The 20,330-nt window shown below is 70.8% G+C and carries 19 protein-coding genes and 1 pseudogene; 9 read left to right on the top strand and 11 right to left on the bottom strand.

Annotation, left to right across the window (positions count from 1 at the left end; all coding sequences use genetic code 11):
* The 6 genes from ACFYPR_RS25645 to ACFYPR_RS25620 all read right to left on the bottom strand — a co-directional run bounded on the left by ACFYPR_RS25645 (position 1) and on the right by ACFYPR_RS25620 (position 9,068).
* Complete coding sequence (locus tag ACFYPR_RS25645) at positions 1–1,236, bottom strand: glycosyltransferase (RefSeq protein WP_354856229.1); 1,236 nt, start codon at positions 1,234–1,236, stop codon at positions 1–3.
* A 23-nt stretch (positions 1,237–1,259) separates the two neighbouring features.
* Positions 1,260–3,032, bottom strand: a complete 1,773-nt coding sequence (locus tag ACFYPR_RS25640; RefSeq protein WP_387263102.1) for an ABC transporter ATP-binding protein — start codon at positions 3,030–3,032, stop codon at positions 1,260–1,262.
* Between the two features lie 5 nt (positions 3,033–3,037).
* On the bottom strand, positions 3,038–4,858 hold the full coding sequence (locus ACFYPR_RS25635; protein WP_387262849.1) for an ABC transporter ATP-binding protein: 1,821 nt from the start codon (positions 4,856–4,858) through the stop codon (positions 3,038–3,040).
* A gap of 285 nt (positions 4,859–5,143) precedes the next feature.
* On the bottom strand, positions 5,144–5,503 hold the full coding sequence (locus tag ACFYPR_RS25630; RefSeq protein ID WP_387262846.1) for a VOC family protein: 360 nt from the start codon (positions 5,501–5,503) through the stop codon (positions 5,144–5,146).
* 133 nt (positions 5,504–5,636) lie between these two features.
* On the bottom strand, positions 5,637–7,175 hold the full coding sequence (locus ACFYPR_RS25625; RefSeq protein ID WP_387262844.1) for a non-reducing end alpha-L-arabinofuranosidase family hydrolase: 1,539 nt from the start codon (positions 7,173–7,175) through the stop codon (positions 5,637–5,639).
* A gap of 561 nt (positions 7,176–7,736) precedes the next feature.
* Positions 7,737–9,068, bottom strand: a complete 1,332-nt coding sequence (locus ACFYPR_RS25620; protein ID WP_363939045.1) for a cellulose binding domain-containing protein — start codon at positions 9,066–9,068, stop codon at positions 7,737–7,739.
* Between the two features lie 773 nt (positions 9,069–9,841).
* On the opposite strand from ACFYPR_RS25620, the gene ACFYPR_RS25615 reads away from it, so the two are divergent.
* The 3 genes and pseudogenes from ACFYPR_RS25615 to ACFYPR_RS25605 all read left to right on the top strand — a co-directional run.
* Entirely contained in the window at positions 9,842–10,087 is a 246-nt protein-coding gene (locus ACFYPR_RS25615; RefSeq protein ID WP_387262842.1) for a hypothetical protein, read from the top strand.
* Positions 10,084–11,232 (top strand): hypothetical protein, encoded by a 1,149-nt coding sequence (locus tag ACFYPR_RS25610; RefSeq protein WP_354861146.1) that lies wholly within the window; start codon positions 10,084–10,086, stop codon positions 11,230–11,232. Before ACFYPR_RS25615 ends, ACFYPR_RS25610 begins: the two co-directional genes overlap by 4 nt.
* Before the next feature lie 151 nt (positions 11,233–11,383).
* Positions 11,384–11,590, top strand: a pseudogene (locus ACFYPR_RS25605) (transcriptional regulator); the annotation flags it as partial.
* A gap of 126 nt (positions 11,591–11,716) precedes the next feature.
* Here the strand turns inward: ACFYPR_RS25605 and ACFYPR_RS25600 are convergent.
* Both ACFYPR_RS25600 and ACFYPR_RS25595 read right to left on the bottom strand, forming a co-directional pair.
* Positions 11,717–12,328 (bottom strand): YdeI family protein, encoded by a 612-nt coding sequence (locus ACFYPR_RS25600; protein WP_387262840.1) that lies wholly within the window; start codon positions 12,326–12,328, stop codon positions 11,717–11,719.
* A 162-nt stretch (positions 12,329–12,490) separates the two neighbouring features.
* Positions 12,491–13,810, bottom strand: a complete 1,320-nt coding sequence (locus tag ACFYPR_RS25595) for a cellulose-binding domain-containing protein (RefSeq protein WP_387262838.1) — start codon at positions 13,808–13,810, stop codon at positions 12,491–12,493.
* Between the two features lie 314 nt (positions 13,811–14,124).
* Here ACFYPR_RS25595 and ACFYPR_RS25590 point away from each other — a divergent pair, with 314 nt between their 5' ends.
* Positions 14,125–14,322, top strand: a complete 198-nt coding sequence (locus tag ACFYPR_RS25590) for a hypothetical protein (RefSeq protein WP_387262836.1) — start codon at positions 14,125–14,127, stop codon at positions 14,320–14,322.
* Between the two features lie 63 nt (positions 14,323–14,385).
* Here ACFYPR_RS25590 and ACFYPR_RS25585 read toward each other — a convergent pair whose 3' ends face one another.
* Positions 14,386–14,883 (bottom strand): YcxB family protein, encoded by a 498-nt coding sequence (locus tag ACFYPR_RS25585; RefSeq protein WP_387262833.1) that lies wholly within the window; start codon positions 14,881–14,883, stop codon positions 14,386–14,388.
* A 90-nt stretch (positions 14,884–14,973) separates the two neighbouring features.
* Here ACFYPR_RS25585 and ACFYPR_RS25580 point away from each other — a divergent pair, with 90 nt between their 5' ends.
* From ACFYPR_RS25580 to ACFYPR_RS25570, 3 genes are all read left to right on the top strand, one after another.
* Entirely contained in the window at positions 14,974–15,498 is a 525-nt protein-coding gene (locus ACFYPR_RS25580) for a hypothetical protein (RefSeq protein ID WP_387262830.1), read from the top strand.
* Between the two features lie 17 nt (positions 15,499–15,515).
* Positions 15,516–16,721, top strand: a complete 1,206-nt coding sequence (locus ACFYPR_RS25575; RefSeq protein ID WP_387262827.1) for an MFS transporter — start codon at positions 15,516–15,518, stop codon at positions 16,719–16,721.
* Positions 16,722–16,785: 64 nt separating this feature from the next.
* On the top strand, positions 16,786–17,214 hold the full coding sequence (locus ACFYPR_RS25570) for a hypothetical protein (protein ID WP_387262824.1): 429 nt from the start codon (positions 16,786–16,788) through the stop codon (positions 17,212–17,214).
* Positions 17,215–17,292: 78 nt separating this feature from the next.
* Here ACFYPR_RS25570 and ACFYPR_RS25565 read toward each other — a convergent pair whose 3' ends face one another.
* The gene (locus ACFYPR_RS25565) at positions 17,293–17,763 is read right to left on the bottom strand and encodes a VTT domain-containing protein (protein WP_354861133.1); all 471 of its coding nucleotides are present in this window, start codon (positions 17,761–17,763) and stop codon (positions 17,293–17,295) included.
* The gene (locus ACFYPR_RS25560) at positions 17,760–18,353 is read right to left on the bottom strand and encodes a CDP-alcohol phosphatidyltransferase family protein (protein WP_387262821.1); all 594 of its coding nucleotides are present in this window, start codon (positions 18,351–18,353) and stop codon (positions 17,760–17,762) included. Before ACFYPR_RS25560 ends, ACFYPR_RS25565 begins: the two co-directional genes overlap by 4 nt.
* 141 nt (positions 18,354–18,494) lie before the next feature.
* Here ACFYPR_RS25560 and ACFYPR_RS25555 point away from each other — a divergent pair, with 141 nt between their 5' ends.
* Both ACFYPR_RS25555 and ACFYPR_RS25550 read left to right on the top strand, forming a co-directional pair.
* On the top strand, positions 18,495–19,598 hold the full coding sequence (locus ACFYPR_RS25555; protein WP_387262819.1) for a sensor histidine kinase: 1,104 nt from the start codon (positions 18,495–18,497) through the stop codon (positions 19,596–19,598).
* The gene (locus tag ACFYPR_RS25550) at positions 19,595–20,242 is read left to right on the top strand and encodes a response regulator transcription factor (RefSeq protein ID WP_354861129.1); all 648 of its coding nucleotides are present in this window, start codon (positions 19,595–19,597) and stop codon (positions 20,240–20,242) included. The genes ACFYPR_RS25555 and ACFYPR_RS25550 overlap by 4 nt, the downstream gene beginning before the upstream one ends.
* The last annotated feature ends 88 nt before the right edge of the window (positions 20,243–20,330 follow it).

Genomic DNA, 20,330 nt, shown 5'->3' with positions numbered 1-20,330 from the left:
TCACGAGGTTGCCGGGCCGGCGTACGAGATGGTGCGCCGGCCGATCCGGTCGGCCTCGGCCAGGATCTCCGCACCCCAGGTGCCCCAGAGGCCGGCCATCCGGGAGGTGATGACGACCGTGTCGACGCTGTCGTCGGCCAGCAGCGTGTGCAGCCCGACGGCGTGGTAGCCGCTGTGGTCCCCCGAACGCACGGCACGGTCGAGGAGCTGGTCGTCGAAGTCGACGAGGATCGCGCTGGTCACCGTCGCGGGCAGCTCGGCGCCGCATCCGATGATGGCGACCGACTCGTCAGCCGGCACGTCCGCCAGGGCCCTGGCGATCTCGTCGGAGACGCTCAGGCCGCCGGTCTGCTGCCGCCAGTCCAGAAGCTCCCGGTACGTCTGCTCCCAGGCCCAGAACTCCCCCTTGTCGAGCATCACGCCCAAGCCCATCTCGACCACGGGCTCCGGGAACTTGCTCAGGAACATCCGCATGTTCGCGAAGAGCGCGTCGTAGTTCGCCTTGTGATCGCGGTCGTGCGGCGCCACCACGACCCAGGCGTCGGGCGCGATCTCGATCGTCAGACCGGCCCGTTGCAGCCGAAGCGCCAACTCCATGTCCTCGCCGCCCCAGCCCTCGAACTTCTCCTCGAAGCCGCCGACCCGGCGGAAGTCGTCGGTCCGCACAGAGGAGTTCAAGGTCCAGAATGCCTGCCAGGCCACCAGTCGCCGGCTCAGGTCCATCTCGCAGTCGGCGAAGTAGGACTGGCGGATGTCCTGGAAGTCGGGTAGGTCGCGGAACTGCTCCACCGCCGTCTCCGGGGACATCTGCGCGAGAAGCTCGTCCACCCCCGCCATCGGCACCTCGGGGTTGTAGCCGTAGCTGAGGCCGATCACCGCCCGCCGCGACTCGCCGCCCTCGTGGGCGGCCAGGTGCGCGGCGAGGAACTCCGGACCGACCATCGAGCCGGTGTCGAGAGTGATCAGCAGTGAGCCGACGGCGAGCCGGGCGGCGGCGTTGCGCGCGGCGGCGGCACGGAATCCCCGGTCCTCCTGAAAGACGTACTTGACCTGGAGGGTGCCGGCGAAGGACCGCACCACCTCGGCGGTGTGATCGGTCGAACCGTCATCGCCGACGATCACCTCGAACTCGTTGGTGGGAATCGTCTGCCGGACGAGGTAACGCAGTGTGTCGGCCAGCAGGTCGGCCGAGTTGTAGGTCGCGATGATGACGGATACCCGGATCCGATGGCCCATTTCTCTCTCCCTCGTGTGGTCGGTCAGCTGTAGGCCTTGGCCTGGATGGCGAACATCTCGGCGTAGGAGCCGCCGGCGCGCATCAGGGTGTCGTGGTCTCCGACCTCGAGCAGTTGCCCGTCGCCGACCACGATGATCTTGTCTGCCATCCGTGCCGTGGAGAAGCGATGCGAGATCAACACCGTGATCGCCCCGGTCCGCGCGCTGGTGCGCCTCGCGTGTTCGGCGTAGCGCTCGAACAGCTCGTGTTCGGCCTGCGGGTCGAGGGCCGATGTGGGTTCGTCGAGCAGCAGCAGCATCGGGTTGTCCCGCATGAGCGCCCGACCCAGGGCGAGCTTCTGCCACTGCCCGCCGGACAACTCGGCGCCATCGGCGTACGACGTGCCGAGCTGGGTGGACAACCCGTCCGGCAGGGCGCGCAGGACGTCGGTGGAGTGTGCCTTCACCAACGCGTCGTTGACCGCGGCCTCGTCCGACACCCGCGCCACGTCACCGACACCGACCGCCTCGAGCGCCCGGATCTCGTACCGCACGAAGTCCTGGAAGCCGGCGGCCATCCGCTCGCGCCACCGCTCGACGGGCAGCCGTCGCAGGTCGACACCGTCGACGAGGATCCGGCCGGCCGTGGGCTGGTAGAAGCCGCACAGCAGCTTGACCAGGGTCGTCTTGCCGGCGCCGTTCTCACCGACGATCGCCACCGTGCTGCCGGCCGCCAGCGTCAGGTTGACATCGCGCAGCGTCGGCCGTTCGGCGCTCGGGTAGCTGAAGCTCACGTTCTCGAAGGCGATCCCGGTGACCAGCCGGTCCGGGACGGGCTGGTCGGCCAGGGACCCGGCGCCGGCGACCGCGTCGCGCAACCGATCCAGCCGTAGATAGGTGTTGGCGAGACGTTGCAGTTGTTGCAGCTGCGTGACGGCGCCGGTCACCTGCTGGTTGACCTGGGTGGCCAGCACGATGACCAGGACCACCTCGCCGACGCTCTGCTGCCCGGCTATCGCGTTGCGCACGACGAGCAACACCGCTCCGACGTACGCGAGGCCGAAGACGACCTGACCCGCCGCGCGTAGCGCCATGGCCTTGAGGTGCGCGCCGTAGAGGCCACGGGTGGCGGTTCGCCACAGGCTCGCGTACCGCTGCCGGAGTTCCTTCTCCACGCCGAACACCCGCAGCTCGCCGGCGTAGCGGGCGGTGGTGGTGGCCTGGAAGAGGTTGAGCGCGACACGGGTCGGCTCGGCGACCGCCGTCTTGGCCCGCTCCAGGGCGCTTTCCGCCAGCCGACCGGTGAACAACGGCACGGCCGCGGCCACCGGGAGCAACAGCAGCAACGGGCTCTGCCACGCCAGGATCGCCGCGCCCAGGACGACCGCCAGCACCATCGTCGCCGCCTGGAACAGCGACTCCATGCTGCTGCGGAACTGCCCGCTGTCCTGGACCAGGACGGTGAGCTCGTCGACCTGTTCGGGGCGCTCGTGATGGCCGATCCCCTCAGATCCGTTGGAGACCGCCAGCAACTCCCGGTGCAGGTCCAGCTCGATCAGTTCGGACAGCTCGAAGTACGCGACCATGGCGAACTGGCCGGAGGACTGCGCCAGGATGGCGAGCAGGGCCACCACCGCGCCCAACACGGCGGCCTCGGTAGCGTCCCCGCCGATGACCGCGTCGGTCATCATGCCGAGCGCGACGGCGAGCAGGGCGGCCGACGCGGCCAGGGCCAGCATGAGGAAGGTGGCGACCACGGTCTTGCGCGCGTCGATCCGCCATGCCGCGGACAGCAGCTTGCCGACGCCGGAGAACATCTCCCTCACAGCAGCACCTCGTCCCGGTCCGTGTCGGTGTTGTCGGCGAAGCGGTTGGCCTGCAACCTGAACAGCTCGGCGTAGCGCCCGTTGCGGGCCAGCAACTGGTCGTGTGAGCCCTCCTCGCTGACCCGGCCGTCGTGCAGCACCACGATCTTGTCGGCGTGCCGGACCGTCGAGAAACGATGGGAGATGAGCAGCGTGGTGGCACCCTGGGTGAGCGCCGCGAACTGATCGAAGAACTGCGCCTCGGCGCGTACGTCGAGGCTCGCTGTCGGTTCGTCGAGCACGACGACCGACGCGCCGTGGCGCAGCGCGAACAAGGCCCGCGCCAGCGCCAGCCGCTGCCACTGGCCGCCCGACAGCTCGGCGCCGCCGGTGACATGCGCGGCCAGCGGCGTGTCCAGGCCGCGGGGCAGCGAGTTCAGCACGTCGGTCAGGCCCATCGCGGCCACGGCCTCCCGGACGCCGTCCCGATCGTCCGCCGAGCCCACCGCGCCGAACGCCACGTTGTCCGCGGCGGAGAACTCGTAGCGCAGATAGTCCTGGAAGATCACGGCGAGCCGGGCCCGCCACTGCGACAGCTCGAACGTGCGGATGTCGACCCCGTCGAGACGTACGGCGCCGCGGTCGGGCTCGTAGAGCCGTGCGAGCAGCTTCACCAGGGTGGTCTTGCCCGCGCCGTTGAGCCCGACGATCGCGGTGCAGCTGCCGACCGGGATTCGCAGGTCCAGGCCGTCGAGCACCGGCCGGTCCTGACCGGGATAGTGGAACGACACGTCGTCGAAGTGGATCTCACTGACCGGCTCGGGTGCCGGGCTCCCGGAGCCGGTCGGCTCCAGCACGGTGTACCGGTCGATGTGATCGGAGAACCGTCGCACCGCCCGGTGGGTCTCGGTGCCGATCGCGGTCTCCAGGTCGGCTTCCGGGTAGAACACCGACAGCCGGATGGCGCCCAGTGCCGCCTGCATGATCAGGACGAACTCGGTAAGCGTCAGCGTGCTGATCGAGGTGGCGCCGATCGTCGCGAAGATCGCTCCGCAGGCGAGCAGGCTGAACCCGGTGGACCACACACCGGGCCACAGGTAGACGCGCCGCCGCGCCGCCCACAGCGGTGTGAACCACGCGCGGTAGGACGAGCGCATCTCGCCGTCCATCCAGTTCGCCAGCCCGAAGACCCGGATCTCCTTGCCCGCCGGCGCCTGCACGGCCAGGTTGCGGACGTACTCCACCTTGTTCTGCTGGGGCATGAGGCTGAACCGGGCATGGGCGTAGCGGCGCAGGCCGCCGCGCTGCACGTTGCGGAACCACAGCACGGTCACGGCCACCGCCAGGGCCGCCCACCAGGAATAGACGACGCCGATGATGGCCGTGTAGCCGACCAGTTGGCCGTACCGCGCGATCAGCGCGAGAGTGCCGGCGCAGGCGCTGCCCGGCCCCCACATCTGCAGGCCGTGTTCCAGCTCGCGGGCGGCGTAGCGCAGGTCGGCAAGGACGGACTGGTCCTCCATCGGCCCGACCCCGGTGCTGCGCGTGGACGCCCGCATCACGTCGTCCACCACGGTGCCGTCGATCCGCCGCGCCAGCAGCTCGCCCAGCGAGAGCTGGGCCGGAGCCAACACCTGTTGCAACACGAAGATGCCGGCCGCCGCCGCGAAGACCGGCACCAGCTCCCGCCAGGCCGTCGAATCGAGGCCGCCGTCCACCGCCCCCGGCACCTTGCCGAGCACCACGCTGGACGTGATGACGAACGCGATGGGCAGCGCGGCGAGGAGCAGGTTGAGCAGGAGGAGCGCGCCGAGGAGGCCGAAGCCCGCTCTGGGCATCAGGCGGAGGATGCTCGCACGCGCGGATATCAGTCCCCACAGGCTGCTGCGCATGGTCATCGATCTCCCTACTCGACCGCCGGTGCTGTCACTGCTCCGACGAACGTCGAGCGGTCGAGATCGACACGAGGGCCGAATTCCCTCGCGGAAGATGGTCGGATCGCACCGACCCGGCAACAACGCGGCAATGTGGGAGAAGAGCTCGCGGCATGTCGATCCGTCGCCCTCTGCGCCCCGGCAGAGTTCAGCGGGCCGGATCCCCGCGCGGCGGCACCCCGCGGTCGGTCAGACGTCGGCCTCGATGGCGAAGGTGTTGCCGTCCGGGTCCTGGAACCACGCGATACGACCATTGCCGGCCCGCTCGGTGATCCCCTTCGAGTCGTGTTCGATCTGCTCGTAGCGGGCGAACTCGACGCCGGACGAGGTCAGCTCGTCGACGATCTCGTCGATGTCGTCGACGTACCACGTCGCCAGCGTCGCCTGGGTCTTCCCGGCGGTGACCGACTGGTACACGTTGAGGGCCGGACCGCCACCGGAGGCGTAGATGCGGCTGCCGTCGGCGATGGTGGCGCTGGGCGCGGACCACAGCGCCACCAGGCCCAGCTTGCCTTCGTAGAACGCGACGGCCCTCGCGATGTCGGACACGGCGACCGATGTTCTCAGGTGGTGTGCATTCAATGGCATGACCCACCCTGGCACGGACGGGCGGCCCTGGCACGCGACGCGGGGCGGGTTCGGCGTGGTGCCGAGCCCGCCCCGGGTCGTCAGGTGGTGGGTGTCAGCGTTGCAGGGTGAGGAGGCCGGGGCGGTAGGGCAGGAGGCCGTAGTCGCCGCCGGAGTTGGGGGATCGGCCTTGGTAGAGGAGTTGGAGGTTGCAGGGGTCGATGGTGAAGGTTTGGTCGGCGGTGGTGCGGATCAGTTCGCCGTGGCTGATGTCGTTGGTCCAGGTGGCGCCGCTGTTGGCTTTGCCGGCGAAGGGGTTGCTTTCGGTGGCGGCTTGGGGGGTCCAGGTGCCGGCGAGGCTGGTGGCGGTGAAGGAGCGGAAGTAGCGGCCTTGGGAGCCGATGGCTTCGACGAGCATGAGGTAGCGGTTCTGGTTTTGGAGTTTGTAGACCTGGACGGCTTCGAAGAGGTTGTTGGTGGAGTCGCTCATGATGGTGGTGTAGGTGCTGCCGAAGCTGCCGGGGAAGTTGCCGATGGGCATGCTGGCGCGGTAGATCTTGCCGTTGTCGCCGGCGAAGAAGAGGTACATGGTGGTGTTGTCGGCGATGAGGGTTTGGTCGATGGGGCCGGTGCCGGAGCCGGTGATGCTGCCGGTGAACAGGGTTTGGGCGGCGGACCAGCCGTTGGGGTTGGTGGGGTCGGTGGAGGTGCGGTAGGAGAAGGCGGTGCCGCCCCACTGGTAGGCCAGGACCCAGATGTTGCGGGGGGCGAAGTAGAAGAGTGTGGGGGCGACGGTGGCGTTGTTCATGGTGTTCTGGCTGGCGGAGGCCATCTCGGACCAGTTGGTGAACAGGCCGAAGTTCATCGAGCCCCACCGGGTGCCGGTGTCGTGGGTGGTGGCGTAGACCAGTTGCCGTCCGTTGTAGGGGGCGACGGTGAAGTCCTTGAGTGACACCCAACCCGACTTCGGCTGCGCCAACGCGCCGGTCGACGACCACCGGTACGACGACGGCAGATCACACGTGCCGCCCGGGGGCGGCGTGGTGGGCGGCGGCGTGGTGGGGTTGCCCCCGCCGTCGACGCGCACGAGCTGCCACTGCTGGTTGGTGCCGTTCCAGTCGTCGTACTGCACGATGTTTCCGCCGTCGGCGGTCGAGGCGCCCTGCACCTCCATCACCCTGTTGCTGTTGCGGTTGATCAGCCGCACGTAGCCACTGTCCGAGTCGGCCAGCTGGAACTGCTGGTTGGTGCCGTTGTTGTCGGTCCACTGCACAATCGCCGCGCCGTTGGCGGTCGAACGGTTGTAGACGTCAAGCACCTTGCCCGACAACCGCGACTTGAGCCGGTAGTAGCCACTTCCCGAGTCCACGAACTGCCACTGCTGCTGGTTACCGTTGTTACGCGTCCACTGGGTGATCCGCGCCCCGTCGTTCGTGGCCAGGTTGTAGACGTCCAGGGCCTTACCGCTGTTGCGGTTGACCAACACGTACCAGGCGCTGGTGTCGACCGTCGCCGCGGCCGCGGGCGACGACACCGCCATCGCGGCGGCGCCGGCGACCACCACCGCTGCCGCGCCGGCGGCGACTGCTCGCACCAACCACCCTCGCCGCCGCGAGGGCGGTGCCGTCGACGGAGACCTACCAAAGGCAGACATGATCCTCCTCAATCACCAGGAGCCGAACGGTCACCCGAAGCTGGGCGCACCGCGACACGCGACCGGGTGCATGCGTCGGGAATGTTCGCGCTAACAAGATCCCCTGCATGCTGTGGACGCACGCCTGAATCAAGGTCGGCGTCGCAGGCCCGCCCCGTGAGCCGTAGCCGTCGCCGTCCTTGACCATCGACTGTGAGCGATAACATGCTGTTCGTCAAGACGTAACATTGGCGCTTCGATGAGCCGGCGGCCCGCGCCCGCGCACGACGCGACCGATCGACGCCGATCATGCACGGCAACAATGCCGTCCGAGGTCCTCGACCTGGGAAGGCGCATCCGGCGATCTGGGATGGTTGACGCTAACATCGACGCCCGCACATGGTCTGGTCCCGGCCTCCTCGGGCGTCGACGCCCCGCCGTCCGGCAGGCGCGGCGCCGAGCTCGCACCACCGGACGCACGGCCCGCGGCGCGGACGCTGCCCACCGCCGTGGCGGTCGCTGCGGTGTGGAACCCCGGCCCGGGGCCCGGAGCTGGTGGCTCCGGACCCCGAGCTCGGACGGTCAGGGGCTCGTGCAGGTGACGTTGCTGGGCGGGGTGTCGCCGTTGCCGGTGGCGGTGAACCCGAAGGTGGTCGAGGCGTTCGGCGCCAGGGTGCCGTTGTACGCGGCGTTGCGGACGGTGACGTTGCCGGTGGTGCCCGTGTTGGTGCCGTTCCAGAGGCTGCTGATGGCCTGGCCGCTGGCCAGGGTCAGGCGTACGGTCCAGCCGCTGATCGAGGTGGCGGTGTTGTTGGCGACGGTGACCTCACCCTGGAAGCCGCCCGGCCAGCTGTTGACCGCCCGGTAGGTGGCGGCGCAGCTGCCCGGCTCCCCGGTCGGCGGCGGCGTCGTCGGAGGCGGCGTGGTGGGCGGGGGCGTCGTCGGCGGGGGCGTGGTCGGAGGCGGCGTGGTGGGCGGGGCCGTGGTCGGCGGGGCGGTCGTGGGCGGCGTGGTGGACTGGAACTGGGTGAAGAATCGCCAGATCTCCGCCGAGGTCCAGGTCCTGGAGTCGTTGGGGCTGGACGACCCGTCGACCGGGCTCGGGGTGTGGTCGCCGTCGAACGCGGCCCACTGCACGGGGTAACCCGCGCGGCAGCCGGAGTAGGTGGTGGTGATGTGGGTGAGGCTGCCTCGGCTGGGCTCGCGCGGGCTCTGTGCGGTGCAGCCGTTGTTCCTGACGAACGTGTCGCGCAGCGCCCGGCCCTGGGAGATGTTCAGCACGCTGTCGTAGATGCCGTGGATGCCGAAGTACGCGACCGGCTGGGTACCGCCGTTACAGCCGCTGAGGTTGGCGCCGGAGAGCACGGTGACCGCCCGGATGACGGTCGGGCGGGCGCAGGCCACCGCGTAGCTCATGGCCCCGCCGTAGCTCCAGCCCAGGGCGAAACGCTGGGTCGTGTCGACGCAGAGGTCGTTCTCGACCTGCCGGGAGATGTCGTCGAACAGGGTCAGGTCCCGACCGTTCGTGTTGGCCCAACCGGCGTCGATACCCTGGGGCGCGACGAAGATCGTGCTGTTGTTCGACAACGGCGCCAGCCCGTAGTAGCCGGCCGAGGCGACGTTGTTGGCCGAGCCGTTCAGCCAGTGGAAGCCGAAGACCAGTCGGTACGGACGGTTCCGGTCATAACTGCCCGGGATCTGGAGGATGTAGCTGCGATTCTGGCCGCTGCTGGAAATCGTGCGCGTCCCGCTGGTGAGAGTGGGCGCCTTGCCGCACCCCGCGGTCGCCGCGAGGGTGCCGTTGGTGGCAGCCAACGCCTCGGCGCCGAATCCGCCGCGCAGCGCACCACCGGTCGCCGCGACGAGAACCACCGCGGCCGCGATGAACGAGAAGAGTTGTCTCCGTTTGACCATTGCTCGACTCCTTGCCGTTGATCGTCCGTAGGACATGCACCTCGCCGTCAACGAGTCGGTTCGCACCGGTGTGCGGGCCGGCATGCTCCTGAGGCCGGCATGGCGCACACGGGTGCGTACGGGCCGTACCGTCGCTGCCGGGGTTGTCCGTGACGGGGCAAGGGGGAATGCAGCCGGACCAGGGTCGTCCGACGACCGCCTGCGGTCGCCTGGCAGTGGCGGAGCGGCCCGGACTGGTCACCGACCGGCGAGGCGGCGGGAGGGGCGAGCCCTCTGCGTTGCCTGTGCCGATTGACTGAGGTGACTGGGAGCGTGCCCTTCGCTCCCGCGCCGAAAGATAGCATGTTATCGATAACATGCTCAACCGGCCGAGTGCCACGGAACCGGCCACAGCGGACGGACCAGCCCGACCCGCGCACCTCACCACCGTGGGCCGGAGCAGGGCAGGCGTCACGCCGGCGTGAGCCGCCCATCGTGCCGGCGCGCGGTGTCCCGCCCACCGGCACGATCGGTCGTCCGTGTCGCCGCCGGCAGTGCCCTTCGATATCGCAGCGAGGTCATCTTTTCGAGTCCTAGACTGCGAACGGGCACGGCGGAGCCGCCCCCTGCCATCGGGGGAGGCGCGGGTGCCATGAATTCTCGGCCGACGCAACAGCAGGAACAGGCTCACGGCGGCGCCAACCGCGACATGCCCCCGGAATTGGGCTCGGACTCCATCGGCACGGCCGCCCAGCCGCACCTTCGGTGAGGCACACGACCCCGGCGCCGACGACATGGCGTCGCGGTGGGCGGCCAACAAGCCGGACCTCAGCGCGGATTCGGAGCTGTTGCGCAACGTCTATCACAAGTCCGCCGTCGACCTGCTGTCGATGCGCATCGTCAAGGAGATCAACGGCGAACAGGTCGTCCTGCTGGCCGCCGGAATGCCCTGGTTCCTGACCATTTTCGGGCGGGACGCGCTGGTCACCGCCTACCAGAGCATCACCTGTGGACCGGACGTCGCGCGGGTGCGCCGGTGACGCTCGCCGCGCACCAGGGCAACGCCGTCGACGACTTCAGCGACCAGGAGCCCGGGAAGATCCTGCACGAGTTCCGATCCGGGGAGCTGACGCAGCTCGGCATCGCGCCGTACGGCCCCTGCTTCGGCTCGGCCGACACCACCCAGCTGTGGCTCATCCTGCTCTCCGAGTACTGGCGGTGGACGGGCGACGACGCGTTGGTGCGGCAGTTGCGGCCCAACGCCGACGCCGCTCTGCGGTGGATCGACGTATTCGGAGACCGCGACGGCGACGGTTACGTCGAGTACGCCACGCGTTCCCCGGACGGGATGCGCAACCAGTGTTGGCGCGACTCACCGGACGGTGTGCAGTTCGTCGACAGCAGGCTCCCCGACCTGCCGGTCGCCACCTGCGAGCTCCAGGGCTACACCTACGACGCCAAGCTCCGCGCCGCGGAACTCGCCGACGGACCGTGGGCCGACCCTCCGTTGGCGCGACGCCTGCGTGGCGAGGCCGCCGATCTGCGCGAGCGGTTCAACCGCGACTACTGGCTGCCGACGCGCGGCGGCTACTACGCGATCGGCCTCGACGCCGACAAGCGGCCCATCGATTCGATGACCTCGAACATGGGCCACCTGTTATGGAGCGGAATCGTCCCGCCCGATCGTGCCGCCGCGGTGACTCGGCAGTTGATGTCCGACGCGATGTTCTCCGGGTGGGGTGTCCGGACCCTGTCCACCGAGGACGTGGGGTACAACCCCATCGGCTACCACCTCGGCACCGTGTGGCCGCACGACAATTCGATCATCGCCGCCGGGCTCGCCCGGTACGGCCACCGGGATGCGGCCAACCGCATCGCGATGGCGATGCTCGATGCGGCGGCCCACTTCGACTACCGCCTGCCCGAGGCGTTCTCCGGGTACGACCGATCGTTCGGACGACGGCCCGTGCCCTACCCCACCGCTTGCAATCCCCAGGCCTGGGCCAGCGGCGCCCCTCTGCTGCTTCTGCGGTCGATGCTCGGGCTCGACGTCAGCAACGGCCATCTCGCCACCGATCCGCGCATCCCCGAGGCGTTGGGAAGCATCCGGCTGACCGGCGTCACCGTGCACGGCACGCGGCAGACCGTCGACGCCTCGGGTTCGCGCCTGCGCTCCTCCGCCTGAGCTGCGGGGCGCCGCCAGCGGGTCACGGTTTCGAGCTGCTTGACCGCAGGGTGGACAGCGTCGACCTCCGGCTCGGTCGTCTCCCGCCCGACTGCGACCTCCCGCAGCGACGTGACGGCCAGGCCACGCGCCACCGCCCGAGTTCGCGTTCGTCCGCGACGCCGTGGAGCTCAGCGACTCCGCCCTGTCGAAGCGGATCTCGACGTTGAGCGACGGCGGGTACGTCGAGGTCCGCAAGGGCTACGTGGGCAAGCGCCCACGGACCTGGATCAACCTCTCCACGGCCGGTCGGGCGGCTCTGAGCGCCCACATCGCCGCCCTGCGCGACATCGCCGCCCGCGTGGACGGCGCCGACTGAAGGCCCTTTCGCCGCCCCCGGGGCCGTGGACAGCCAGTTGACCGTTCCGGTAGCCGTCGGGCCCGGTCCCGAGGACGACCGGTGGCAGGTACGACGCGCCGGGTCAGGGCCGGCGGAGCGCCGTGATCACGAGGATGGCGCGCTCGGCGGCCTGGCCTTCTGCGGAGAGATGGTCTCGTGGCGGGCCAGCATGGCGACGAACTCGGCGATCTTCCGCTCGCGGGTCTCCGCCCGTTTGACGGCGTTGAGGCGGTAGACGAGCGCGAACCGGTTGGTCTTGGTGAGCACGTCGAACATGGCCTGGGCGGCGGGTTCGGCGGCGATGGCGGCGAGCAGGTCGGCCGGCACCTCGGCTTCCGACGCCGGGGCGTACGCGGCAGCCCACCGCCCGTCGGCCTTCGCGGCCTCCACCGCGGCGCGGCCGGCGGGCAGCATCCGTCCCTGCGCCTCCAGCCGGGCGACGTGTTCGACGTTGCGTTGGGACCAGACACTACGGGGTCGGCGAGGGGTGAACCGGATCCAGGAGGTCTGCTCGTCCCGCTTGCGGGCCTGCCCGTCTATCCAGCCGAAACACAGCGCCTCGTCGACCGCGTGCTGCCAGGTCAGCGTGGTGACCGTGCCGCCCTTCCTGGTCAGGGCGAGCCAGACGCCGGGCGACGTGGCGTGGTTCTCCGACAACCATGCGCGCAGCGCGTCGGCGTCCGCGACGATCAACTCTTCCAGTTCGGCGCTCGCCATGGCAGCAGGCTATCGGTGCGCTGTGACAGCGCCCTCGGCCGGTGGGACGGCCCGATCCGCCGGGCGGTCGGGATCAGCACCGGCGCAGCAGTCGGAGCTGGCCAAGGGTGTGACACGTCGAGCGGGCCACACCCTTGACCAGAGCTACCGGACCTCGCAGGGTCAGCAGCCGATCCGGCTGGACCCGACCGCGACGTCGTCGTACCAGAGGGTGTCGGCTCCGTTGCCGTAGCTCTCCCAGCCGAGCTTCAGGTCGGTGAGCTGCGGACGCCAGGTGCGGTTGTACCACTGGCCGTCGATGTCGTGCGTCGGCACGCCGTCCGCGGTCAGCCCCGCGATGGCCGTGCCGTCCAGCCAGGTACGCAGCTGACCGGCCGAGCCGTCCACCATGAACTCCAGGCAGGCCCACCGGTTGGTGGGAAGCGGGACGCTCTGCGCCACCCCGGCCGGGCTCTGCTCGGGCAGCGTCGCGTCGTCGGAGGCGCGGTTCCACTGCAGGGCGCCGTTCTGGCCGCCCATCCGCAGGTCCCGGTTGCCGTCGGCGGCGTCGGCCATCGCCATCATCGTGGTGTGGTCGGTGGGCTGGGCGGTGGTGTGCCGTACCCAGATCCGGCCGTACCGCACGCTGCCCACGCTGCTGAGATTCTTGGTGGACCTGATGAAGACGTGGTTGCAGTACCCGGCTGCGCCGTTGATCCGGACGGCCCGGCTGCCGCTGTGCGTGGTGGCCGTGTCGATGGTGGCCGTGCCGGCGCCCGAACAGTCCGGGTTCACCACGGTCCAGTCGCCCGACGGCGTCGCGCCGGTCTGGTTCTCGAAGCCGTCGCAGAGCACCGCACCGGCGCACCCGGCCGGCGGCGGGGTGGTGGGCGGAGGCGTCGTGGGCGGAGGCGTCGTCGGGGGCGGGGTGGTCGGCGGGGGCGTCGTCGGCGGAGGGGTGGTCGGCGGAGGGGTGGTCGGCGGAGGGGTGGTCGGCGGAGGGGTGGTCGGCGGAGGGGTGGTCGGCGGAGGGGTGGTCGGCGGAGGGGTGGTGGGCACGCCGGTCGTCGGGGTCGGGCCGGTGCCGTTGCACGGCACGCCGTTCAGGCTGAACCCGGTCGGCGTGCCGCCACTGGTGCCGTACGTGCCCTGCACGCCGAACTCGGCGGAACCGCCGGCCGGGATGCTGCCGTTGTACGACATGTTGCGCGCGGTCACCGTCGATCCGGACTGGCTGACCGTGGCGTTCCAGCCGTTCGTGACGCGCTCGTCCCCGGCGTACCTCCAGGTGACGGTCCAACTGGAGACGGCGCTGTCGCCGGGGGTGACCTTGATGTTGGCGGTGAATCCGCCGGGCCACTGGTTGGGCGTGTAGTCGACCCGGCAACCCTGGGCGGCCGCGGCGGGGACGACGAGCAGGGCCGTTCCGGTCGCGGTCACGGCGGCGGCCAGCGCGGCGACGACCGCCAGGGTCGGGGCGGGGCGGGCGCGGAGAATCGTCATGAAAAGTCCTTCTGCCATCGAGCTGGGGAAATCGGCGCGGCAGCGCGCGTCCGGAGCGGACGCGGCGCGACAACGCGCCGGGTGCGGCGCGGCGATGCGCCACAGCGACTGGTCGATGCGTACGACCGACGTGCCCGGCTCGGGGTGGACCTGTCAGTCGCCGACGCCCGGTTGCCCGGACCTCGGCGGCGCCCGCCCTCAATCTATTGACAGATTCCTATTGAATCAAGCATCACGCTTCCGAGTGGGATCACGCCGCCCGCGCGTTATTCGGTGGCCGGGCCGACATCGCTGCCGGCTGGCGCATCAGCGGGTTGCTGCCGGCGCGACTCGAACCGGAGGCGCAGCGGCTGCTGCCGGACCTGTCCGGCGGGGAGGGGCTGTGGTCGTCGGCGCCCGGGGGTGACCGCCCGGTGTCCGGCGACCCGCCGCGTCGGCCCCGCACCGACGGTAACCCGTTCGACCGGGTGGCGTACCTGCGCTTCCTCGCCCAGCCCCGTAACCGGTCCTGAAACGTCGGGTTCTCGCCCTCGGCTTCGCCGTGCTCTGCCCCGGCGCGTCGGCGGCACACGAGGTCAGCGCGGTCGGAGCAGCCCGCGGTCGACCATGAAGGCTCGCAACGTCTCGGCGTCCTCGGCGGACATCAACCACCGTGGGATCACGGTCGCCGGCATCCGGCCGACGTACACGATCCAGAAATCCGGGGTGTCCTGCACCTGGGCGACGCCGTCCCACGCGATACCACCGGACTCCGAGCCGCTGCGCATCATGATGTTGTCATCGGTGATGTCGTAGCCGCCCTCGACCGCGTAGCGACCCGAGCGGCGACGCGCGCGCCACCGCACCCACGGCAGGTACAGCATCGACAGCACGCCGCCCACGAGCATCGCCACCCACAGCGGTGCCGTCCGCTCGCCGGACGCGAACCCCCGCGAGACGACCAGACCGATCACCCCCACCACCGCCAGCACCGCGCCGACGTAGCTGTACCTGCGCAGCCGAACACCGCCGAGCGTGGCCGCCACGCGACCCGGGTAGTCGGGATCAGCGGGGACGTCGAAACGGATGTGCACCCCAGAACGATAGTTCCCCAACCGCCCCGGGCACCGCCGGGCCGGCCGCCGGAGTTTCGCCGGCGGTCGCTTGCGGGTAGCGGATGGCGCATGAACCGCGATCTCGTCAAGGCTCTCCAGGTCGCCTGGGAGCTGCCGGAGTTCCGCAGCGGGGTGCGACACCTCATCGATCTCGACGAGGTGTCCGTGCTGCTGGCCACGCTGTCCGTCCCGGATCACGACGGCGAGGTCGAGCGCAGCCTGCTGAGCCTGCTGCGCTCCGGCCTGGAGACGGTCGAGATCCGGGAGGCCGTGCTGCTGCTGTTGGAACAGGACGAGGTACGCCGGCCGCTCGTCGCCGCGGCGGTGGAGCCGCTTGCGGCCCGACCGGGCCTGGCCGCCGCCATCGCCTCGGCGGCCGAGGACCCTGCGGTACGACGTGAGGTACGGGCGGCCCTGGGCAGCGCCAAGGTGCGCGAGCTGATCTGGCAGGCGATGGAGAACCAGGTCAGCGACAACCGGTTCGGCCTGATCCGTCGGGCGGCAGTGCTGTTCGTGTGGCACCCGAGCGTCCGGCGCCTCGCGTGGGCCGTGCGCCGTCACGGCGTGCTGCGCGAACTCCGCCGCAAGCCGTAATCCACTAGCGTGGCGGGGTGGCAGCGTCCGGCACGGCACCGCCGCCCGAGATGAGTCGCCGGCTGACGTTCCTGCTCGCGTTGGCAGCGGGAGCGGCGATCGCCAACCTGTACTGGGCGCAGCCGCTGCTCAGCTTCATCGCCGGCGACCTCCGCGCCGCCACCGCGACGGCCGGCTGGCTCGTCACCGCGACGCAGACCGGGTACGCCGTCGGCGTACTGCTGCTCGTGCCGCTCGGCGACGTCCTGGACCGCCGCCGGTTCGTCCCGGTGCTGCTGGTGGCCTCGGCCGCCGCGTTGCTGCTGTGCGCGCTGTCGCCGTCGTTCGGCGTTCTTCTGCTCGCGCTGACCGTCCTCGGCGTCACGACGATTTCCGGGCAGGTCCTCACGCCGCTGGCCGGGGACCTGGCCGGCGACGCCCACCGCGGTCGGATCGTCGGCGTCGTCGGATCCGGGACCCTCAGCGGCATCCTCGCCTCCCGTACGATCAGCGGGTTCGTCGCCGGTGCCGCCGGCTGGCGTACGACCTTCGCCCTCGCCGCAGTCGTCGCCGTCCTGCTCGCGGTCCTGCTGTACCGCGCGATTCCACCGCTGGCGCCGCGCACCCGCCTGCCATACCCGCAGCTCATCGCCTCGGTCGGCGCGGTGGTCCTGCGCGAGCGGGCGGCCCGCTGGACGCTGGTCCTGGCCGCCACCGGGTTCGCCGCGTTCTCGCTGTTCTGGACGGCGCTGACGTTCCTGCTCAGCGGCCCACCGTTCCGATACCCGGTAGCGGTGATCGGGATGTTCGGACTGGCCGGCCTCGCCGGTGTCCTCTCCGGCCTGCGCGGCGGTCGTCTGCACGACCGTGGTTGGTCGCTTCCGGCCACCGGGGTGGCGTGGACACTGGCCCTCGGCGCCTTCGTCGTCGCGGCGTTCGCCGGCCGGTCCGTCGCGCTGCTCATCATCGCGATCATCATGATCGATGTCGCTCTCCAGACGCAGGCCCTCCTCAACCGGGCGCGACTGTTCGCCCTCTCCCACGAGGCCCGCAGCCGGCTCAACACGGCACTGGCGACCGGCAACTTCGTCGGCGCCGCCATCGGCTCCGCCGCCGCGACCACGCTCTGGTCCGCGGGCGGCTGGACAGCGGTCACCATCACGGGAATGGGACTCTGCTGCTTCGCACTCGCCGTGTGGGCACTGGGACGGCGTGGCCCACTGGCGATCCGCCTCGCCGAGTGACTCGCGGCGGACGACGTTGGGCGGGGTGAGCGGAGGCCGCGGGTCACCCACTAGCGTTCGCGTGGTGGAGGCAGCGGGAGCCTTTCGCCGGACGGCGATCGAGCGATCAGACCAGCGCGTCGCGTGGGGACGGACCGACCAGGCCTTCTTCGCCGCCGGGGCCTGCCACATCCTCGCCTGGGTCTGTCGAGACACGTACCCGGACCGGTCGATCGAGGTGGCGGCGGTGCGCCTGGCGGGCGAGTTGCCGGTCTTCCACACGTACGCGGTCTGGGGCGGCTGGGCGTTCGACCATTCGGGCTGGAACCCGGAGCAGCAGGTCCTGGCGGTCAACGCGGCCTTCGAGGGCCACCCGCTCGAACGCGTCCCGATCAGCACCGATCTCGCCGAATTCTGCGCCGAGCACCACCACCGCATGCCCGACCGGTACTGGCGAGACCCGATCCCGCGGGCCCGTGCATATGTGGGCCGACATCTCCCGCCCTGGGAATGAGCGACCGGCAGTGTCGCGAGCGTGTCGGCGGGCACGGGTGAGCCGTCGTGTTCGTCGCCGCTCCCCCGACGGCGGGGGTCAGGCCAGCGTCGCCGGCAGGACGAGGAGGGCGAATCGGATCACCCGCCCGAGAAGGCAGGCGACGGCGAACTCCCAGTGGCGCAGGCCCGCAGTGCCGGCGGCGAAGCTGACCACGGCCAGCGGTGGGACCCCGACCGCCGCGGAGACCAGCACGGTCGGAAGGGCGGTGCGGCGGCGCGAGAGCCAACGCCGGATCGGCCCGGTCCACCGGGCGGCTCGGGCCGCCGTACGACCTGACCGGCTCTGTCTCCTGAGCCGGCGGGCCAGCCGCCCCGTTCCGCGACGCGCGGATTCGAACAGGAGCAGCTTGCCGGCGGTCTGCCCGAGCGCCAGGGCGAGCACGGCGACGACAACGTGGCCGCCACGGTGCCCGGCGACCACCGCGTACGCCTCGGCGTTGACGACCGGAACGAGGGCCGAAGCGAGACCGTAACCGAGCCCCGCGACCGCCTCGGCGAGGCTGCTCACGCGTGGCCGTCCCGGTCGAGCAGCCGGGCCACCGCGGCGACCGACCACAGCTTGACCACGACGACGGCGACGGCGACGGCCAGCGCGAGCCGGTACTGCCCGAACGCGATGGCCCCGACGACCCCGGCGGTGTTGGCGGCCTTGGCCACCGGAGACCAGTTCCACGCCCACACCCGGCGGTCGACCAGGTGGAAGTAGTTGGGGCTGAGCACCGGCCAGCACAGGAACGCCAGCGACAGCATGGTGTCCAGCACCAGGAACGACAGCAGGAACACCAGGGCCACGACCGCGACCTCGGGTACGAGGGAGACCAGGCCCACGCAGAGTACGGCGGTGCACGCGCGATCGCTGACGATGTCGAGGACGGCCCCCGCACGCGTCTCCTGTCCGAGCCGCCGGGCAGCCCAGCCGTCGAGCATGTCCCCGATCCAGTAGATGCCATACGCTACCGCCATAAATGCCACCGATCCCGCGACGAGGGCGGCGATCCCGACGGTGACCGCGGCGACCGTGCGGACGGCGGTGATGTAGTTGGGAACCGTGCGGAGAGGGCCGACACTGCTGGCGGCGCGGGAGTCGACGAGAGTCACCCCAGAAGCGTCGTGCGGTGCGCCTCTCGGCGGAACGTGCCGTGGTGCCGATCCGCTCGCCGGGGCAGCACCGGGGTACCGCCCGATCTGGTACCGAGGTACTGGTCAGTCTCCGAGCTGGTCGCGGAGACTGTTGAGGTGATGACCGACATCCGGGAATGGTTGCGTGACCCCGAGCGGGTGCGCGGGCTGGCGTACGCCTTGGCGGGGTTGATCATCGCTCTCGTGATCACGACCGTCGAGGGGGGCCTGTCCGTGCCGGCGGGCTGGGCGTGGCTGGTGGTGCCGGTCGGCCTCGGCGCCACGGCGCTGCGGCCCCGCTACCGCGCCCTGGTCTTCGCGGCCTGTGCCGGGTTCGTGGCGATCGTGAGCACCGGGGAGTCGGTGCAGTTGGGCCTCGCGGCCGCCTGCCTCGTGTTCCTCTCCAGCTGCGAAGACCCAGCCCGGCGTCCGTGGCTGGGGTGGCTGGCTGGCCTGCTCGGCGCGGCCGGCGCCCTCACCACCGCGCTGCTCACCGGGCGAGGAATGTACGAGCAGCCGTTCGTCTTCGTGACGGCCGGCTATGTCCTGGCGATCCTGTTGCGGTCGTGGTCCCGCGGCCGCGCGCTCACCCGGGAGGCGGACGACCTGCGCGGCCAGGCGGCCTGGCTCGAGCAGCGCACCAACCTGGCCCGCGAGCTGCATGACGTGGTCGGCCACCACGTCACCGCGATGGTGGTCCAGGCCGAGGCGGGCCAGCTCAGCGCCGACCCGGGGGCGGCGCTGCGGGCGATCGCGGGCAGCGGCCGCACCGCGCTGAGCGAACTGGACACGCTCGTCGTGCACCTGCGCGATCCGCACGCGGCGATCGCGGTGAGCGCGCCGCCCCGCCTGTCCGATATCGACGAGCTGCTCGCGCAGCCGCTGCGCCAGCAGGGCGTGGCGGTACGGGTACGTGTGGACCCGGAGCCGGGTCTGGACGAGATCGGCGTGTTGACCGCCTACCGCATCGCCCAGGAGGCCCTCACCAATATCGCCCGCCACGCGAAGGCCACAGCGGCCTGGATCGAACTGGTCCGCGTCGGCGACCACGCCCGTCTACGGGTCAGCGACGACGGCGTCGGGCCGCCCCAGACCCCCAGGCGCGGTTCGGGCCTGCTGGGCATCGAGGAGCGCGTGCGGGCGCGCGGTGGGAGCTGGGAGCTGACGCGGCGACCCGGCGGCGGCACCCTGGTGCAGGTCACCCTGCCGGTGGCGAACCCGTGATCCGGGTAGCGATCGTCGACGACCAGCAGCTGGTCCGCGACGGCTTCGGCCTGATCCTGCGGTCCCAACCCGACATCCATGTCGCCGCCGAGGCGGCCGACGGCCGGCAGTTCCTCGACGCCGTGCGTCGCGACCCCCGCATCGACGTCGCCCTCGTGGACATCCGCATGCCGGTGCTCGACGGTCTGCAGGCCACCCGCGAGCTGGCCGCGATCCCGCACGCCCCGGCCGTGATCGTCGTGACCACCTTCGACGACGACGCCTACGTCCTGGACGCCATCGCCTCCGGCGCGCGCGGGTTCCTCCTCAAGCGGTGCAGCGCAGCCGATCTGATCGCCGCGGTACGCACCGTCGCCGCCGGCGAGGCGATCCTCTCCGCCGAGGTCACCGGCGCCGTTCTCGACCGGGTACGCGCTACCGGGCCGGCCACCCGCGTGGACCTGGCGGTCTACCAGCTGACCCCGCGGGAGACCGACGTGCTCGCCCTGATCGGCGCCGGGCTCAACAACAACGAGATCGCCGAGCGCCTCTTCCTCTCGATGAGCACCGTCAAGACCCACGTCACCAATGTGCTGGCCAAGACCGGCAGCCGTGACCGAGTGGGCGCCGCCATCCTGGCGATCCAGGCCGGCCTGACACCCTGACCCGTCGGCGGAAGCGGGCCGGAAGACGATCGTCGATCGTCGATCGTTCGGGAGGCGGGCATCCGCCACCTAGGATTGCGCGCGACGT

Origin of the sequence: Micromonospora sp. NPDC005254 (genome assembly GCF_042872525.1) — a bacterium.
In the GTDB taxonomy this organism is placed as follows: domain Bacteria; phylum Actinomycetota; class Actinomycetes; order Mycobacteriales; family Micromonosporaceae; genus Micromonospora.
This window is presented reverse-complemented; position numbering and strand designations above follow the sequence as displayed.

What these genes read in the sequence shown, in the direction of transcription:
- ACFYPR_RS25645 (WP_354856229.1), bottom strand. Translation starts at nt 1,236, where the DNA reads ATGGGCCATCGGATCCGGGTATCCGTCATCATCGCGACCTACAACTCG.
- ACFYPR_RS25640 (WP_387263102.1), bottom strand. Translation starts at nt 3,032, where the DNA reads ATGTTCTCCGGCGTCGGCAAGCTGCTGTCCGCGGCATGGCGGATCGAC.
- ACFYPR_RS25635 (WP_387262849.1), bottom strand. Translation starts at nt 4,858, where the DNA reads ATGCCCAGAGCGGGCTTCGGCCTCCTCGGCGCGCTCCTCCTGCTCAAC.
- ACFYPR_RS25625 (WP_387262844.1), bottom strand. Translation starts at nt 7,175, where the DNA reads ATGTCTGCCTTTGGTAGGTCTCCGTCGACGGCACCGCCCTCGCGGCGG.
- ACFYPR_RS25620 (WP_363939045.1), bottom strand. Translation starts at nt 9,068, where the DNA reads ATGGTCAAACGGAGACAACTCTTCTCGTTCATCGCGGCCGCGGTGGTT.
- ACFYPR_RS25615 (WP_387262842.1), top strand. Translation starts at nt 9,842, where the DNA reads ATGGCGTCGCGGTGGGCGGCCAACAAGCCGGACCTCAGCGCGGATTCG.
- ACFYPR_RS25600 (WP_387262840.1), bottom strand. Translation starts at nt 12,328, where the DNA reads ATGGCGAGCGCCGAACTGGAAGAGTTGATCGTCGCGGACGCCGACGCG.
- ACFYPR_RS25595 (WP_387262838.1), bottom strand. Translation starts at nt 13,810, where the DNA reads ATGACGATTCTCCGCGCCCGCCCCGCCCCGACCCTGGCGGTCGTCGCC.
- ACFYPR_RS25580 (WP_387262830.1), top strand. Translation starts at nt 14,974, where the DNA reads ATGAACCGCGATCTCGTCAAGGCTCTCCAGGTCGCCTGGGAGCTGCCG.
- ACFYPR_RS25555 (WP_387262819.1), top strand. Translation starts at nt 18,495, where the DNA reads ATGACCGACATCCGGGAATGGTTGCGTGACCCCGAGCGGGTGCGCGGG.